Origin of the sequence: Variovorax sp. V118 (genome assembly GCF_041154445.1) — a bacterium.
Classification (GTDB): Bacteria; Pseudomonadota; Gammaproteobacteria; order Burkholderiales; family Burkholderiaceae_C; genus Variovorax; species Variovorax boronicumulans.
The window spans coordinates 5248258-5262790 of sequence record NZ_AP028663.1 but is presented as its reverse complement, the minus strand read 5'-3'; the positions used below and the strand labels follow the sequence as shown (position 1 = coordinate 5262790).

The window sequence follows — 14533 nt, the reverse complement described above, 5'->3', positions numbered from 1 at the left end:
CAATCCGCGGGCCATGACAGACACCCTCACGATCACCCGCCCAGACGACTGGCACCTGCACGTGCGCGATGGCGCCGCCCTCGAAGCCGTCGTGCCCCACAGCGCCCGCCAGTTCGGCCGCGCGCTGATCATGCCGAACCTGCGTCCGCCCGTGACCACCGCCGCACAGGCCGTGGCCTACCGCGACCGCATCCGCGCCGCCGTGCCCGCGGGCACGTCCTTCGAGCCCGTGATGTCGCTCTACCTGACCGACAAGCTGCCGCCCGAAGAAATCGCGCTGGCCGCCGAAGCCGGCGTGCGCGCGCTCAAGCTCTACCCGGCCGGCGCCACCACCAACAGCGATGCCGGCGTGACCGACATCCGCAAGACCTACAAGACCCTCGAGGCCATGCAGAAGCACGGCCTGCTGCTGCTGGTGCACGGCGAAGTGACCGACCCGGCCATCGACCTGTTCGACCGCGAAGCCGTGTTCGTCGACCGCGTGATGATTCCGCTGCGCCGTGACTTCCCCGAGCTCAAGGTGGTGTTCGAGCACCTCACCACCAAGGAAGGCGCCCACTACGTGCGCGACGCCGATCGCTTCACCGCCGCCACCATCACGGCGCACCACCTGCTGTACAACCGCAACGCCATCTTCACCGGCGGCATCCGCCCGCACTACTACTGCCTGCCCGTGCTCAAGCGCGAGACGCACCGCGTCGCGCTGGTCGAGGCGGCCACCAGCGGCAGCGACCGCTTCTTCCTGGGCACCGACAGCGCGCCGCACCCCGCGCACCTGAAGGAACATGCACTGGGCTGCGCCGGCTGCTATACCGCGCTCACCGCCATCGAGCTGTACGCCGAGGCCTTCGACAGCGTGAACGCGCTCGACAAGCTCGAAGGCTTCGCCAGCTTCCACGGCCCCGACTTCTACGACCTGCCGCGCCACACCGACACCATCACGCTGAAGCGCGAAACCTGGACCCTGCCCGAGACCGTGCCCTACGGCGAAGCCACGCTCAAGCCGCTGCGCGGCGGCGAGACCGTGCAATGGAAGCTCGCATGACGGCGCCTGTGCCCCTGTCGTCGCTGCGCGTGATGCTGCTGATCGACGCCGACAACGTCTCGGCCGACGTGATCGAGCAGGCCGTGCAGCGCACGATGGAGGACTACGGTGCCATCCACGTGCGCCGCGCCTACTGCAACGCAGAGATGGCCGTGAACCGCCAGGCGCTGTTCAAGCGGCTGTCGGTGCGGCCGATGGTGAACCTGTCGGCGGGCAAGAACAGCACCGACATCGCGCTGGCCGTCGACGCCATCGACCTCGTGATCGCCGAGCGGCCCGACGTGGTGGTGCTGGTGTCGTCCGACTCCGACTTCGCGCCGCTGGTGATCCGCCTGCGCGAAAAGGGCTGCCGCGTCTGCGGCATCGGCCAGCAGGGCAAGACCGGCGAAGAGACCGTCGGCATCTACGACAGCTTCATCGACCTCGCGCACCACGGCATCAAGCCGGCCGTGCGCACCGCGCCGGCCAAGAAGGTGGCGGCTGCGAAGAAGACGCCGGCCGCGAAGACCGCCCCCGCGAAGAAGGCGGCGGCCAAGACCGCGCGCAAGACGGCGGCAAAGACGGCCAAGCCGGTGGCCCCGCCACCGCCGCAGCAGCCTGAAATTTCCGAAGCCGCCGAGTTCATCCTGCAGGCCGTGCCCGCGCTGCGCCGTGGCACCGACGTGCCGCTCAACGACGTGGCCAAGGCCCTGCGCACCGCTGGCCTGCTCAGCAAGAGCGGCAGCTCGCTCAAGCTCTTCGACAAGCTCACGGGCGAGTTCGCGGTGATGCAGCATCCCGACCGCATCCGATGGACGGGGGCGTCCGCGCCTTGAGCCCGGGCCTGCCGGCGGTCGCGGCCATCGATTGGGCCGCACCCTGGCTGGCGCCGTACCGTGATCCCGGCGAAGCCGTGGCGCGGACCATCGCACAGGGTGGCACCGTCGCCGCCGCGCTGCAGGCGGCCAAGCCACCCGCCGTGCCCGACTTCGTCACGCAGGACGCGCTGCCCGAAGGCCAGGCCTACGAGGCCCACATCTTCCGCACGCGCACCGTGCCCACGCGCGACAACCTGCACGACTTCTTCAACGGCCTGGTCTGGCTGGCCTTTCCCGAAACCAAGCGCCGGCTCAACGAACTGCAGGCCGCCGAGATCGCACGCGCCGGCGTCGGCGCCACGCGCGGGCCGCTGCGCGATGCGCTCACGCTGTTCGACGAGAACGGTGCGGTGCTCGATGCACCGCCTGCGCTGTGGGAGGCGCTGGTGGCGCGCGACTGGCAGGCGCTGTTCGTCACGCGGCGCAGCCTGTGGCATGAGGCGCGCCTGCTGCTCTTCGGTCATGCGCTGCTCGAAAAACTGGTGACACCGCGCAAGCCGATCACCGCGCATGTGCTGCTCACGCACCGTGCGACCGGCGCCGCAGCCCTCGACGATGCGGCAATCGCGAGAAATATCGATGCGAAACAGCTCGAAGCGAAGCCTTTCGTTCCTATTCCGGTGCTCGGTGTGCCCGGCTGGTGCGTCGAAAATACATCGGCTTCGTTCTATGCCGACCCGCAGGTCTTTCGACCCTTGCCGGGCGCGTTGTCAGGGCTGAAGTCGCGCTAGCGTTCATGGGCCCGGGAGGGGCCTTTGCCCAGCGCTTGCATCGCGCGCCACGCGCGCGTCATACGTTCACATGCCAGGGGAGAGGTCAAAAAGATGGACACCATCATCATCGTGCTCAAGGTGGGGCTGATTCTTTACGGGATCTACAGCTTCATCGTCTACATGTCGCGACGCTCCGACAACCGGAGTGCCCTGAAGGACTTCCGCAATGCACCGGTGCTGCGTCGCATCACCGACGAAGAAAAATCGGCACTGCAACCCTTCCTGATGGGGCAGAAGCTCACGGTCGACGACAACGTGCGCGAACTCAGCGGTGTGTTCCTGCGGCATGGCCTGTCGACGCAGGGCTCGTCCACCGAGCACGACACCATCGGCGATGTCGATGTGCTGCTGCCCTACGACGCCATCGACTACATCGAGCCGCACAACCAGGCGCTGGTGGTGCTGGCCGGAAAGTGCGCCGTCGTGATCCGCCTGAACGGCTTCGATCTGCTCGAAGGCCGACAGCGCGCGCAGCGCCAGCAGGCGCAGGACCAGCAATGGAAGCGCGGCGAGATCGGTGCGCTTCCGTCTTTGGACGAGGCCGGCGCAGACACCGGTGCGGCCGTGCCCGAAGCCGTGGCCGCCTCGATCGCGACCGACCCGAACGCGCGCTACCAGCGCGGCGAAGTCGACATCCTGAGCCAGCGCACCGAAACGCCCGAGGAGATCGAGAGCCGCGTGGGGCGCGGCGGCTGGGCCTCGGCGTTCGCCTGGCTGCTCGCCTTCGTGCTGTTGTGGGTCGCCACCTGGGACGCCACGCAAGCGGTGAGCGTCTATCTGATGGGCGCAGGCCTGCTTGCAGGCCTGTGGGCCGCGTGGCTGTTCGTGTGCAAGCCGCCGGCGACGGCGCAGGTGCGGCAACCGCAGCCGGTGAACCGCGTGCGCGGCATGCTCAACCAGATCGCGGTGGTCAACGCCGGCAACGCGTCGGTCCAGAACGTGGGGCTGTTCATCGGCGACAAGCTGAGCCTGGTGCTGCCTTCGCATTGGCGCACGACGGCGTCGGTCCCTTACGGCGAGGTGATCGAAGCCGAGCTGCGCACCAGCGACTTCAGCGCCGTGAGCTTCGGCGACAAGTGGTCGGTGGCCGACGAATGGCGGCGTTTCAGGCCCGCGTACTGGGGGCGGCACTTGCTGCATCTGGTCATCGGCCTGCTGGCCATCGGCGCGGTCGCGCTGTCGGCACCCGACCCGCGCGGCGAGGCTGCGCTCGCCGCGCAATGGCTCACGAATGGCGGCGCCACAGCCACCTATGGCGATGCCGGGCAGCTCGCGGACAAGCCGCCTCATTGGAGCAGCCGCGCGCGCATGGAGGGCCAAGGCCGGTGCGAGATCGACATGAATGGCCGTAGCGAAGCGCACACCACCAGCGGCGTGCCGGTTATCGATTGCACGTCCGTGCGCTGGAACGGCACCGCACCCGTCGTCCCCGCACTGGACATTCCGCCGAGCGTGCTGGCGCTCGCCGAGCCCGGCTTCCTTCGTGCCACCGAGAACCACGCGATGGCCAGCCTGATCGCGATGCTGCGCATGCAGCAAATGGGCGGGCAGGCCTTCGACCCGCTCGCGGCCTACCGTGCGCGCGAGAGCGTGCCGCTGACCGTGCGCGGCTTCGACCGCTCGGTGGCGATGATCGATGCCGCCTGCAAGGACGCCGCCGGCCTGTCGCCCGCCGCCTGCGAGCGCCTGCAGCGCGAGCTCGTGCGCGCCATCGACGCCACGGTCGACAAGGACGGCGTCGAGACGCCCGTGAACACCTGGCAGGCGCTGGCGACCAGCGCGGCAGCGGGGAAGGAGAACGCCGACCTCGTGCTGTCGCGCCAGCAGCTGGCGTCGGTGCAGCGTGCGCTGGCGCAAGCGGTCGACAGCGTGGTGGCCACGAAGATCGAGGCTGCGCTTCCGACCATCGTGCCCGCCCAGGGCGGCGTGCTGTTGGCATCTCCCGCCCGCATCGGCAACGCGCGGGTGCAGGCGCCCGGCGGAGGAAGTGACGATGTGTCGGCCGCAGGCGCGCCCGTGGCCGATGTCGCCGAGGACGACACCGACAGTTCCCTGCTCGCCCGCTGGACCCGTCTGCAGCGCAACGCCACGGCGGAAGGCCTGAAGCCCTTCACGCTCGAAGGCCTCGTCACCGCCAGCGGCAAGGACTCCACCGGCACGCCGTGGGTGCGCGTCGACCCGAGGCTCGATGCCTCGCGCATGACCGCAGCGGGCGCGCATGTGCTCTGGTGGCTGTTCGCCGCGGGGCTGGTGCTGGTCAACGGCGTGCTGTTTGCACTGCGCTGGACGCAGGGCAGTCGCCGTCGCGCCCGGCTCGAGGCCGACATCGCCACCCGCCCGGCACCGGGCACCAGCGGCCTTTTCTGACAGGCCTTGACTCCTGCGGGGAATATCGGGGCGCCAGAACTTTTGCTCCTATCATGGCTCCACCGGAAGCAACACCGAGGGCCTCCCCGTCGCGCGCGGCTTGAAGAGGGCCCCGGAGCCCTTATCTAAGGGGGCAGATTTCCCCACGGAGAATTCAACTTGAAACGTATCCTTCTGTTTGTCCTGACCAACGTGATGGTCGTCGCGGTGCTCGGCGTGGTCGCCAGCCTGCTCGGCGTCAACCGCTTTCTCACGGCCAACGGGCTCAACCTGACGGCGCTGCTCGGCTTTGCGCTGGTCATGGGTTTCGGCGGCGCGATCATCTCGCTGCTCATCAGCAAGCCCATGGCCAAGTGGACGGCCGGCCTGCGCATGATCGACAACCCCCAGTCGCCCGACGAGGCCTGGATCGTCGGCACGGTGCGCAAGTTCGCCGACAAGGCCGGCATCGGCATGCCCGAGGTCGGCATCTTCGAAGGCGAGCCCAATGCCTTCGCCACCGGCGCGTTCAAGAACTCGTCGCTCGTGGCCGTGTCCACCGGCCTGCTGCAGGGCATGACGCGCGAAGAAGTCGAGGCCGTCATCGGCCACGAGGTCGCGCACATCGCCAACGGCGACATGGTCACGATGACGCTGATCCAGGGCGTGATGAACACCTTCGTCGTGTTCCTCTCGCGCGTGATCGGCTACGCGGTCGACAGCTTCCTGCGCCGCGGCGACGACCGTTCGTCGGGCCCCGGCATCGGCTACTACGTGAGCACCATCGTGCTGGACATCGTGCTCGGCTTCGCCGCCGCGATCGTGGTGGCCTGGTTCTCGCGCCAGCGCGAGTTCCGCGCCGACGCCGGCGCCGCCGCACTCATGGGCAACCGCCAGCCGATGATGAACGCACTCGCCCGCCTGGGCGGCCTGCCGGCCGGCGAACTGCCCAAGGCCGTGGAAGCCATGGGCATCACGGGCGCGATGGGCAAGCTGTTTGCCACGCACCCGCCGATCGAAGAGCGCATCGCGGCGCTGCAGAACGCGCGCTGAGCAAGTTGCAGGCACGGCGGCCAACGCCGTCGCCCATGAAAAAAGCCGCCACAGTGATGTGGCGGCTTTTTTCGTTGGAGCGGGCGTGTTGCGTCAGTCCGCAGCGGGCGCTTCGGGGGCGGCCGGGGCGGCTTCTGCTTCGGGCGCCGCCTGCACTTCAGGCGCTGCGGCTGCCGCCGCTTCAGCGGCCACCGCTGCGGCAGCGGCTGCAGCCTCGGCCCGCTTCTTGTCGTCCCGCACCCGCTGCAGCGTGCGCGTCACGTCGCCGGGTTTCATGCCGTACATGTCGGCGAACTCCTGTTCGCTGCGGCCGCTGGCTTCGAAGGCGCGCAGCAGGGCTTCGCGCTTGGCGGCCTGCTGGGCGAGTTCGGCCAGGGCTTCGTCGACGACGGCGTTGTTGTTGGCGTCGCGCGAGCGCACCAGCACGGCATAGGCCTCGTGGTCGAGGCCCGAGGCTTCGATGGCCTTGGCGATGCGCGTCACCAGCTGCGGACGCAGGTCTTCGCCGGGGTTGCGATGCGAACGGCGGCGGTGCAGCTCGAGGATGGCGTGGTGCACGTGCTCGGGTGCGACCGGGTCGAGCGCGTTGCCGTCCAGGTCATGGCGCGCATGGCCGGCGGCCACGCTCTCGAGGTAGCGCGTGGAGCGCGCATGCTGGCCCATCGCGATCTTCAGGTCTTCGGCCTTGAAGTCTTCGGGATGGCGCGCGATCAGCTCTTCGTACACGCCGAGCTTCAGCGGCACGAAGCGCGCGCCGAACAGCTGCGGGTACAGCTCGAACAGGCGCTCGAGCACCGGGTTGACCTTGCGCGGTGCGCGTTGGGCTTCGGGCTGTTGTTGCTGTTGCGGCTGCTGTCCGCGCGGCTTGCGCCCTTGCTGCGGCTGCTGCTGCCCATGCGGGCGCTGTTGCTTGGCGCGCGGCGGGCGTTGTTGCTGCTGCTGTTGCGCGGGGGCGGTGGGCTGCGTTGCCGACGCGTCAGCGCCTGCGTCGGTGCTGCCCGCGCCGGCCTTCAGCTGCTGCAGCTGCTCGGCCATGTCCGGGCGCTGGCGCCGTGCGTTGCGCGAGTTCGTGTTCGGGGCGGCGGTGGATGCGTCGGTCATACGGAAGGCTCGGCGATGGGCGCGAGGGGATGGAAAGGGAAGAAAAAGAACAACCGGTCCCGCGCGGTCAGCGCGGTCGGAACATCCTGCGGGTATTGTCAGGGCGGATGGTCATGCGCGTGCAGTGCCTCGGTCAGCGGCTTGTCGGCCGATCAGCAGCCGGAACGGCAGCAGCATCAGCACGCCGACACCGAGCTTCACGCCCAGGTCGCCGAGCGCCCAGGTGAGCCAGGGGCCGTCGGTGCCCGCGAAGGCGATGCCCCAGAAGACGATGCTGTCGAGCACGGCCGCGATCACCGTGGCCACCAGCGGCGCGCGCCACCACAGGCCCCGGCGCAGGCGGTCGAACACGCGGATGTCGAGCAGCTGCGAGGCGATGAAGGCCAGGCCCGAGGCGGCGGCGATGCGCGCCGGCGCCAGCAGCAGCGACACCGCCACGGCCACCGCGAAGCCGACCCACGCCACGCGTCGCGCCATGCCGGGGCCGAAGCGCCGGTTGACGAGGTCGCTCACGAGGTAGGCCGCCGGGTAGGTGAAGGCGCCCCAGGTGAGCCAGTCGTTGATGGCGAACTGCACGAGGATGTTGGACGCGAGCACCACGGCGGCCATCGCCAGCGTGGCGACGGCCAGCTGGCCGGTGGAGGGGCGTTGGAAGTTCATCGTCCAACCGCCGTGCCGAGCACGCTGCGCGCTACGGCCTCGGCCACCTTGATGCCGTCCACGCCGGCAGACAGGATGCCGCCCGCGTAGCTCGCGCCTTCGCCGGCCGGGTAGAGGCCGCGCACGTTGAGGCTCTGGAAGTCGTCGCCGCGCGTGATCTTGATCGGCGACGAGGTGCGTGTTTCCACGCCCGTGAGCACGGCGTCGTGCGTGTCGAAGCCCTTGATCTTGCGGCCGAAGGCGGGGAAGGCCTCGCGCATCGCCTCGATGGCGTAGGCGGGCAGGGCCTGGTGCAGGTCGGTCGGCGTCACGCCGGGTTTGTACGACGGGATGATGCTGCCGAGCGCGGTCGAGGGCTTGCCGGCGATGAAGTCACCCACCAGCTGGCCGGGCGCGTGGTAGTTGCTGCCGCCGAGCACGTAGGCGTTGCTTTCGAGCTGGCGCTGCAGCGCGATGCCTGCCAGCGCATCGCCGGGGAAGTCCTTCGGGTCGATGCCCACCACGATGCCCGCGTTGGCGTTGCGTTCGTTGCGCGAGTACTGGCTCATGCCGTTCGTGACCACGCGGCCAGGCTCGCTGGTGGCCGCGACCACGGTGCCGCCGGGGCACATGCAGAAGCTGTAGACCGAGCGGCCGTTGCTGGCGTGGTGCACCAGCTTGTAGTCGGCCGCGCCCAGCAGCGGGTGGCCCGCGTGGCGGCCCCAGCGGGCGCGGTCGATGAGACCCTGCGGATGCTCGACGCGAAAGCCGATGGAGAAAGGCTTGGCCTCGATGTACACGCCGCGCGCATGCAGCATCTCGAAGGTGTCGCGCGAGCTGTGGCCCAGTGCCATCACGACGTGGTCGGCGTGCAGCTCGCTGCTCTGGCCGGTCGTCTGGTCCAGCACCGTCAGGCCGCGCAGGTGGCCGTCTTCGATGTGCACGTCGGTCACGCGCTGCTCGAAGCGGATCTCGCCGCCGAGCGCGACGATCTGCTCGCGGATGTTCTCGACCACCTTCACCAGCTTGAAGGTGCCGATGTGCGGATGCGCGACGTACAGGATTTCGGGCGGTGCGCCGGCCTTCACGAACTCTTCCATCACCTTGCGGCCGAGGAAGCGCGGGTCCTTGATCTGGCTGTAGAGCTTGCCGTCTGAAAAAGTGCCGGCACCGCCTTCGCCGAACTGCACGTTCGACTCGGGGTTGAGCACGCTCTTGCGCCACAGGCCCCAGGTGTCGCGGGTGCGCTGGCGCACGGTCTTGCCACGTTCGAGCACGATGGGCTTGAAACCCATCTTCGCGAGCATCAGCGCCGCGAAGATGCCGCAGGGGCCGAAGCCGATCACCACGGGGCGCGTCGCATCGTCGGGCGCCTGGCCCGGCGGCGTGTAGCGCATGTCGGGCGCGGGCTGGATGTGCGGGTGGCTGGCGTGCTTGGCCAGCAGCGCGGCTTCGAGCGCCGCGTCGGCCAGCTGCACGTCGCAGATGTAGACCGTGAGCAGGTCGACCTTGCGGGCGTCGAAGCTGCGCTTGTAGACGGTGTGGGAGGCGATCGCTTCAATCGGAACGTCGAGCGTCCGGGCGATCAGGGTGGCCAGCGCGTCAGGCGCGTGGTCGAGCGGGAGTTTGAGTTCGGAGATTCGCAGCATGTCGTGGGGCTTGTGGTTATCAAGCAGACCGACGATTTTAAGCGCCCGAGGCGCTATGAAACTTGTAGCTGGGTCAGGCGGGCAGGAAGCCCTCGACGGAGAGGTAGCGCTCGCCGGTGTCGTAGTTGAAGCCCAGCACCACCGCATCGGGCGCCAGCGAGGGCAGCTTCTGCGCAATGGCCGCGAGCGTCGCGCCCGAGGAGATGCCGACCAGGATGCCTTCCTCGACCGCGCAGCGGCGCGCCATTTCGCGCGCCGGCTCGGCGTCGACCTGCAGCACGCCGTCGAGCAGCGAGGTGTCGAGGTTCTTCGGGATGAAGCCCGCGCCGATGCCCTGGATGGGGTGGGGCGCCGGCGCGCCGCCCGAGATCACGGGCGAGGCCACGGGCTCCACTGCGAACACCTGCAGCTTGGGCCACTTCTTCTTGAGCACCTTCGCCACGCCGGTGATGTGGCCGCCCGTGCCCACGCCGGTGATGAGCACGTCGATGCCCTCGGGAAAGTCGGCCGCGATCTCTTCGGCCGTGGTGCGCACGTGCACGTCGACGTTGGCGGGGTTGTTGAACTGCTGCGGCATCCACGCGCCTGGCGTGCCGGCCACGATTTCCTCGGCGCGGGCGATGGAGCCCTTCATGCCGTTGGCGCGCGGCGTGAGGTCGAAGGTGGCGCCGTAGGCCAGCATGAGGCGGCGGCGCTCCACCGACATGCTGTCGGGCATCACCAGGATCAGCTTGTAGCCCTTGACGGCCGCGACCATCGCCAGGCCGATGCCGGTGTTGCCCGAGGTGGGCTCGACGATGGTGCCGCCGGGCTTGAGCGCGCCGCTCTTCTCGGCGTCTTCCACCATCGACAGCGCGATGCGGTCCTTGATCGAGCCGCCGGGGTTGGCGCGCTCCGACTTGATCCAGACCTGCTGCTTCGCATGGCCGAACAGGCGGTTGATGCGGATGTGCGGCGTGTTGCCGATGGTCTGGAGGATGTTCTGGGCCTTCATGGAATCTCCTTGGGTGCGAGGGTCGGATGGTCAGCGCGCATTGTGGCGCCCCCTGGGCCGGGTTGCACCCGGCCCGCGACCGTTTCAGCACGAGGGGATGGCAGGCCGTTGCGGTTCAGGCCTCCAGGGCTTCCAGCGGCCCGAAGAACTCGTAGCGCAACTGCTGCTTGGGCACGCCGAGCGCCAGCCCGTTCGCATACACCGCCTGCATGAAGGGCTTCGGCCCGAGAAAGTACAGGTCGACGTCGCGGTCTTCCGGCAGCAGCCCGGCCAGCAGCTCGCGGGTGACGAAGCCGGTCGCGTGCGGCGTGTCGCTCTCGCGCGGCGCGTCGTAGACATACAGCGGCTTCACATTCGCATGCCGCTGCGCGAGCGCGTCGACGCGGGCGCGGAACGCATGCGCGCCGCCGTGCCGCGCCGCATGGACGAAGTGCACCGGCCGGCCGGTGTGCGCCACCGATTCGAGCATGCTCATCGCGGGCGTGATGCCCACGCCGCCCGTCACCAGCACGAGCGGGCGCGCCTGCTCGCCCGCGGGCTGCAGCACGAAGTCGCCGCACGGCGCCTGCACCTGCAGCCGCGTGCCGACCGCGGCGGCTGCGTGCAGCCAGTTCGAGGCGCGGCCGCCTTCTTCCTTCTTCACGCTGATGCGGTACCACGGCTTGCCTGGCGCGTCGGACAGCGAGTAGTTGCGGCGCACCGGCTGGCCGTCGATCTCCAGCACCAGCGTGAGGTACTGCCCCGGCGTGAAGGCCAGCAGCGCGCCGCCGTCCACGGGCTCCAGGTAGAACGAGGTGATGACCTCGCTTTCGTCTTCGCGCCGGGCCACGCGGAACTCGCGCGTGCCGCGCCATCCGCCGGGTTGCGCCGCATTGGCGCTGTAGACGGCTTCTTCCGCGTCGATGAGCAGGCCCGCCAGCGATTCGTAGGCTTCGCCCCAGGCGGCGATCACCTCGTCGGTCGCGGCATCGCCGAGCACCTCCTTCACGGCGCGCAGCAGGTAGTGGCCGACGATCGGGTAGTGCTCCGGCAGCACGCCCAGCGCGGCGTGCTTCTGGATGATGCGGGGCAGGGCGCCGGCGATCGCTTCGAGCCGGTCGATGTGCGCGCCGTACGCGATGACCGCCCCCGCCAACGCGCGCGCCTGCGTGCCGGCCGCCTGGTGCGCTTCGTTGAAGAAGGCCTTCACCTGCGGATGGCCCTCGAACATGATCTTGTAGAAGTGGCTGGTGATGGCCTCGCCGTGGGCCTGGAGCGCGGGCACGGTGGACTTGACGATGGCGATGGTTTGCGGATTCATAGTCTGGCGGTCCTTCGGTTGAGATGCGTTGGTCATCTCACGATCCGTGCCAGCCGGAAGGCCTCTGTAAGTGCTTGACGCCATTGGGGATTTATCAGGCGTGGTCAAATTCACAACAACTTCAGCGTTGTACTTATGACCACATTGCGTGTCGATTCGACCACCGAGGCCTCACCACCCGAGCCCGAGCCCGAAGCCGAGGCTGCCCGCTACCGATCGCTGCTCGCCGCCGCGCGGGGACTGGTCCGCTGCGATGCCGCCGCGCTGCTGCAGCTCGACGTCGACGTGCTGAAGCCCGTCGCGGTCGACGGCCTGAGCGATGAAACCCTCGGGCGCCAGTTTCCCGTCGCCGCCCATCCGCGCTTCGCGCGCCTGCTCGCCAGCGAACGGGGCCTGCGCTTCGCCCACGACAGCAACCTGCCCGACCCGTACGACGGCCTCGTCGCCGGCCAGCCGGGCATCCTGCCGGTGCACGACTGCATGGGCGCGCCGCTGCGCCTGCGCGGCGCCGTCTGGGGCTTGCTCACGTTGGACGCGCTGGAGCCGCACGCCTTCGATGCTGTGGGCCCGGCGCAGATGGAGGCATTGATCGCCCTCGTCGAAACCGGCATCGAGGCCGCCCACACGATCCGCGAGATGCAGGCGCGCGCGATGCGCGAGCAGGCCGTCGCGCAGGCGCTGCGTGCGGGGCGTGGCGCGCCGCGCGAGCTGCTGGGCAGCAGCCCGGCGATGAAGCAGCTGTGCCACGAGATCGACACCGTCGCCGTGTCCGACCTCACGGTGCTGCTGCTCGGCGAAACCGGCGTCGGCAAGGACCTGGTCGCGCAGCGCCTGCACGCGCGCTCGCGGCGCAGCGAGCAGCCGCTCGTGCAGGTCAACTGTGCGGCGCTGCCCGAGTCGCTGGCCGACAGCGAACTCTTCGGCCACAAGCGCGGCGCGTTCACCGGCGCTGTGCAGGACCGCGACGGCAAGTTCGAGATCGCCGACGGCGGCACGCTCTTTCTCGACGAGGTCGGCGAACTGCCGCCGAGCGTGCAGGCCAAGCTGCTGCGCGTGCTGCAAAGCGGCGAGGTGCAGCGCCCCGGCAGCGACCGCATGCGCAAGGTCGACGTGCGCGTGATCGCGGCCACCAACCGCGACCTGCCCGCGGCGATCGCACAGGGGCGCTTTCGCGCCGACCTGTACCACCGGCTGTCGGTCTACCCGCTCGTGGTCGCGCCGCTGCGCGAACGGGGGCGCGACGTGCTCGTGCTCGCCGGCAGCTTTCTCGAGGAGAACCAGCACCGGCTGGGCGCGCGCAACCTGCGGCTCTCGCCGGCGTCGAAGGCCGCCATGCTGGCGCACGGCTGGCCGGGCAATGTGCGTGAGCTCGAGCATGTGATCAGCCGCGCCTCGCTGCGGGCGTTCAGGGAACAGCCGCGCGGCTCGCGCTGGACGGCCATCGAACCGCATCACCTGGCGCTGGACAGCGCTGCCGCCGTGGGGGGCGCGGTGGCAGCGCCCGTGCAGGCCCCGGCGAACGAACACGCGGGGCCTGCCATCGCTGGCGGCACGCTGCGCGAGGCGACCGAGGCCTTCCAGCGGGCCTGGCTCTTGGAACTGCTGGCCCGCCACGGCGGCCGCGTGGCCAGCGCCGCGCGCGAGGCCGGCATCGACCGCAGTAACTTCCATCGGACGTTGCGCAAGCTGCGCCTGGTGCAGGCCGGCGACAGCGAAACGCCCGGTTGAAGGTCGGCGCGCGACACCGCTTGAAGGGTCATTGATGGGGCGGGCGATAATCGAGAGGTGAAGCACGCCAGACCGCCGCTGGTGCAAGCCCGAAAGGGACGACGCTCTGCCTTCGGGCAACAGCATCGGGTCGAAAGATCGCACTGGAGGAACGTCCGGACTGCACAGGACAGCGCAGGAGTTAACGACTCTCCACCGTGAGGTGAGGATCAGAGCAACAGAGACGAGCCGATTCAGTTCGGGTGAAACGGGCAATCTCTGCGCGCAGCAACACCAAGTAGGCCAGTATTGAGGTGGTTCCGCTGAGCTGGCGGGTAGGTGGCATCGAGCCGTTTGGCGACAAACGGCCCAGAGTAATGGCGGTCACGCCGGGGTCTTCGCAAGAGGGCTCCGGTGCACAGAATCCGGCTTATCGGCGAGCTTCACACTTTTCTTTCTCTCCCCCTTTTTCCTTGGGCCGCGTGCCGGCGTCGTGCGCGGCCGCGTGCAAGACTCGGTAGAAACCCGTACAATTGTTAGCAAGCTAACTAATTGATAACGCCGTGGCCGATACCGAACCCATCTCCCCGTTGCGCGAACACGCGCTGATGCGGCTCGGCACCTCGCTGTCGGTGCTCCAGCGCGGCTACCGCGCGGCGGCCGACAAGGCGGTGGCGCACGTGGGCCTGTCGCAGACGCTGGCCTGGCCGGTCGTGGTGCTCGGGCGCATGGAAGACGGCGTGCGCCAGGGCACGGTGGCCGAGGCGCTGGGCATCGAAGGGCCCTCGCTGGTGCGCTCGCTCGACCAGCTGGTCGAGGCCGGCTTCGTCGAGCGCCGCGAAGACCCGGCCGACCGCCGCGCCAAGACGCTGCACCTCACGCCCGCCGGCCGCGCCGTGTGCGAGCCCATCGAGGCCGCGCTGCGCCAGATGCGCGCTGCGCTGTTCGAAGGCATTCCCGACGAGGACATCGCCGCCACCTTGCGCGTCTTCGGCGCGCTCGAGGCCAAGCTCGGCCGCAGTGCCGCCGGCATGCAGAGCCTGCAGCAGGAAGGGCGCGGCCAGTAAAT

General features: G+C 69.3%; 12 protein-coding genes and 1 other RNA gene. 8 read left to right on the top strand and 5 right to left on the bottom strand.

Annotated features, from left to right (window positions below; translation table 11 throughout):
- Positions 1-13: 13 nt before the first annotated feature.
- The 5 genes from pyrC to htpX all read left to right on the top strand — a co-directional run bounded on the left by pyrC (position 14) and on the right by htpX (position 6074).
- Positions 14-1045, top strand: coding sequence for a dihydroorotase (pyrC, locus tag ACAM52_RS24470; RefSeq protein WP_062478580.1), 1032 nt, complete (start codon positions 14-16; stop codon positions 1043-1045).
- Positions 1042-1860 carry an NYN domain-containing protein gene (locus ACAM52_RS24465; RefSeq protein ID WP_369644790.1) on the top strand — a complete coding sequence of 273 codons (819 nt, stop codon included), beginning with the start codon at positions 1042-1044 and terminating at the stop codon, positions 1858-1860. Before pyrC ends, ACAM52_RS24465 begins: the two co-directional genes overlap by 4 nt.
- On the top strand, positions 1836-2633 hold the full coding sequence (locus tag ACAM52_RS24460; protein WP_369644789.1) for a DUF3025 domain-containing protein: 798 nt from the start codon (positions 1836-1838) through the stop codon (positions 2631-2633). Before ACAM52_RS24465 ends, ACAM52_RS24460 begins: the two co-directional genes overlap by 25 nt.
- A gap of 93 nt (positions 2634-2726) precedes the next feature.
- Entirely contained in the window at positions 2727-5042 is a 2316-nt protein-coding gene (locus tag ACAM52_RS24455; protein WP_369644788.1) for an IgaA/UmoB family intracellular growth attenuator, read from the top strand.
- A gap of 159 nt (positions 5043-5201) precedes the next feature.
- Positions 5202-6074 (top strand): protease HtpX, encoded by an 873-nt coding sequence (gene htpX / locus ACAM52_RS24450; protein ID WP_056575841.1) that lies wholly within the window; start codon positions 5202-5204, stop codon positions 6072-6074.
- Positions 6075-6167: 93 nt separating this feature from the next.
- Here the strand turns inward: htpX and ACAM52_RS24445 are convergent, their stop codons facing one another.
- The 5 genes from ACAM52_RS24445 to hmpA all read right to left on the bottom strand — a co-directional run bounded on the left by ACAM52_RS24445 (position 6168) and on the right by hmpA (position 11757).
- Positions 6168-7175: a ProQ/FinO family protein gene (locus tag ACAM52_RS24445; protein ID WP_369644787.1), complete on the bottom strand. Its 1008-nt coding sequence runs from the start codon at positions 7173-7175 to the stop codon at positions 6168-6170.
- A gap of 111 nt (positions 7176-7286) precedes the next feature.
- Positions 7287-7835: a VUT family protein gene (locus tag ACAM52_RS24440; RefSeq protein WP_369644786.1), complete on the bottom strand. Its 549-nt coding sequence runs from the start codon at positions 7833-7835 to the stop codon at positions 7287-7289.
- Positions 7832-9463: an NAD(P)/FAD-dependent oxidoreductase gene (locus tag ACAM52_RS24435; protein ID WP_369644785.1), complete on the bottom strand. Its 1632-nt coding sequence runs from the start codon at positions 9461-9463 to the stop codon at positions 7832-7834. Before ACAM52_RS24435 ends, ACAM52_RS24440 begins: the two co-directional genes overlap by 4 nt.
- A gap of 73 nt (positions 9464-9536) precedes the next feature.
- A complete protein-coding gene (gene cysK, locus ACAM52_RS24430) occupies positions 9537-10457 on the bottom strand; it encodes a cysteine synthase A (protein ID WP_062478599.1) in 921 nt (306 codons plus the stop codon).
- A 115-nt stretch (positions 10458-10572) separates the two neighbouring features.
- Positions 10573-11757: an NO-inducible flavohemoprotein gene (hmpA, locus tag ACAM52_RS24425; RefSeq protein ID WP_369644784.1), complete on the bottom strand. Its 1185-nt coding sequence runs from the start codon at positions 11755-11757 to the stop codon at positions 10573-10575.
- Between the two features lie 135 nt (positions 11758-11892).
- Here hmpA and norR point away from each other — a divergent pair, with 135 nt between their 5' ends.
- The 3 genes from norR to ACAM52_RS24410 all read left to right on the top strand — a co-directional run bounded on the left by norR (position 11893) and on the right by ACAM52_RS24410 (position 14531).
- Positions 11893-13485: a nitric oxide reductase transcriptional regulator NorR gene (gene norR, locus ACAM52_RS24420; protein WP_369644783.1), complete on the top strand. Its 1593-nt coding sequence runs from the start codon at positions 11893-11895 to the stop codon at positions 13483-13485.
- 59 nt (positions 13486-13544) lie between these two features.
- An RNA gene (gene rnpB / locus ACAM52_RS24415) (RNase P RNA component class A) lies at positions 13545-13913 on the top strand.
- Positions 13914-14072: 159 nt separating this feature from the next.
- The gene (locus tag ACAM52_RS24410) at positions 14073-14531 is read left to right on the top strand and encodes a MarR family winged helix-turn-helix transcriptional regulator (RefSeq protein WP_139701559.1); all 459 of its coding nucleotides are present in this window, start codon (positions 14073-14075) and stop codon (positions 14529-14531) included.
- Positions 14532-14533: the final 2 nt, after the last annotated feature.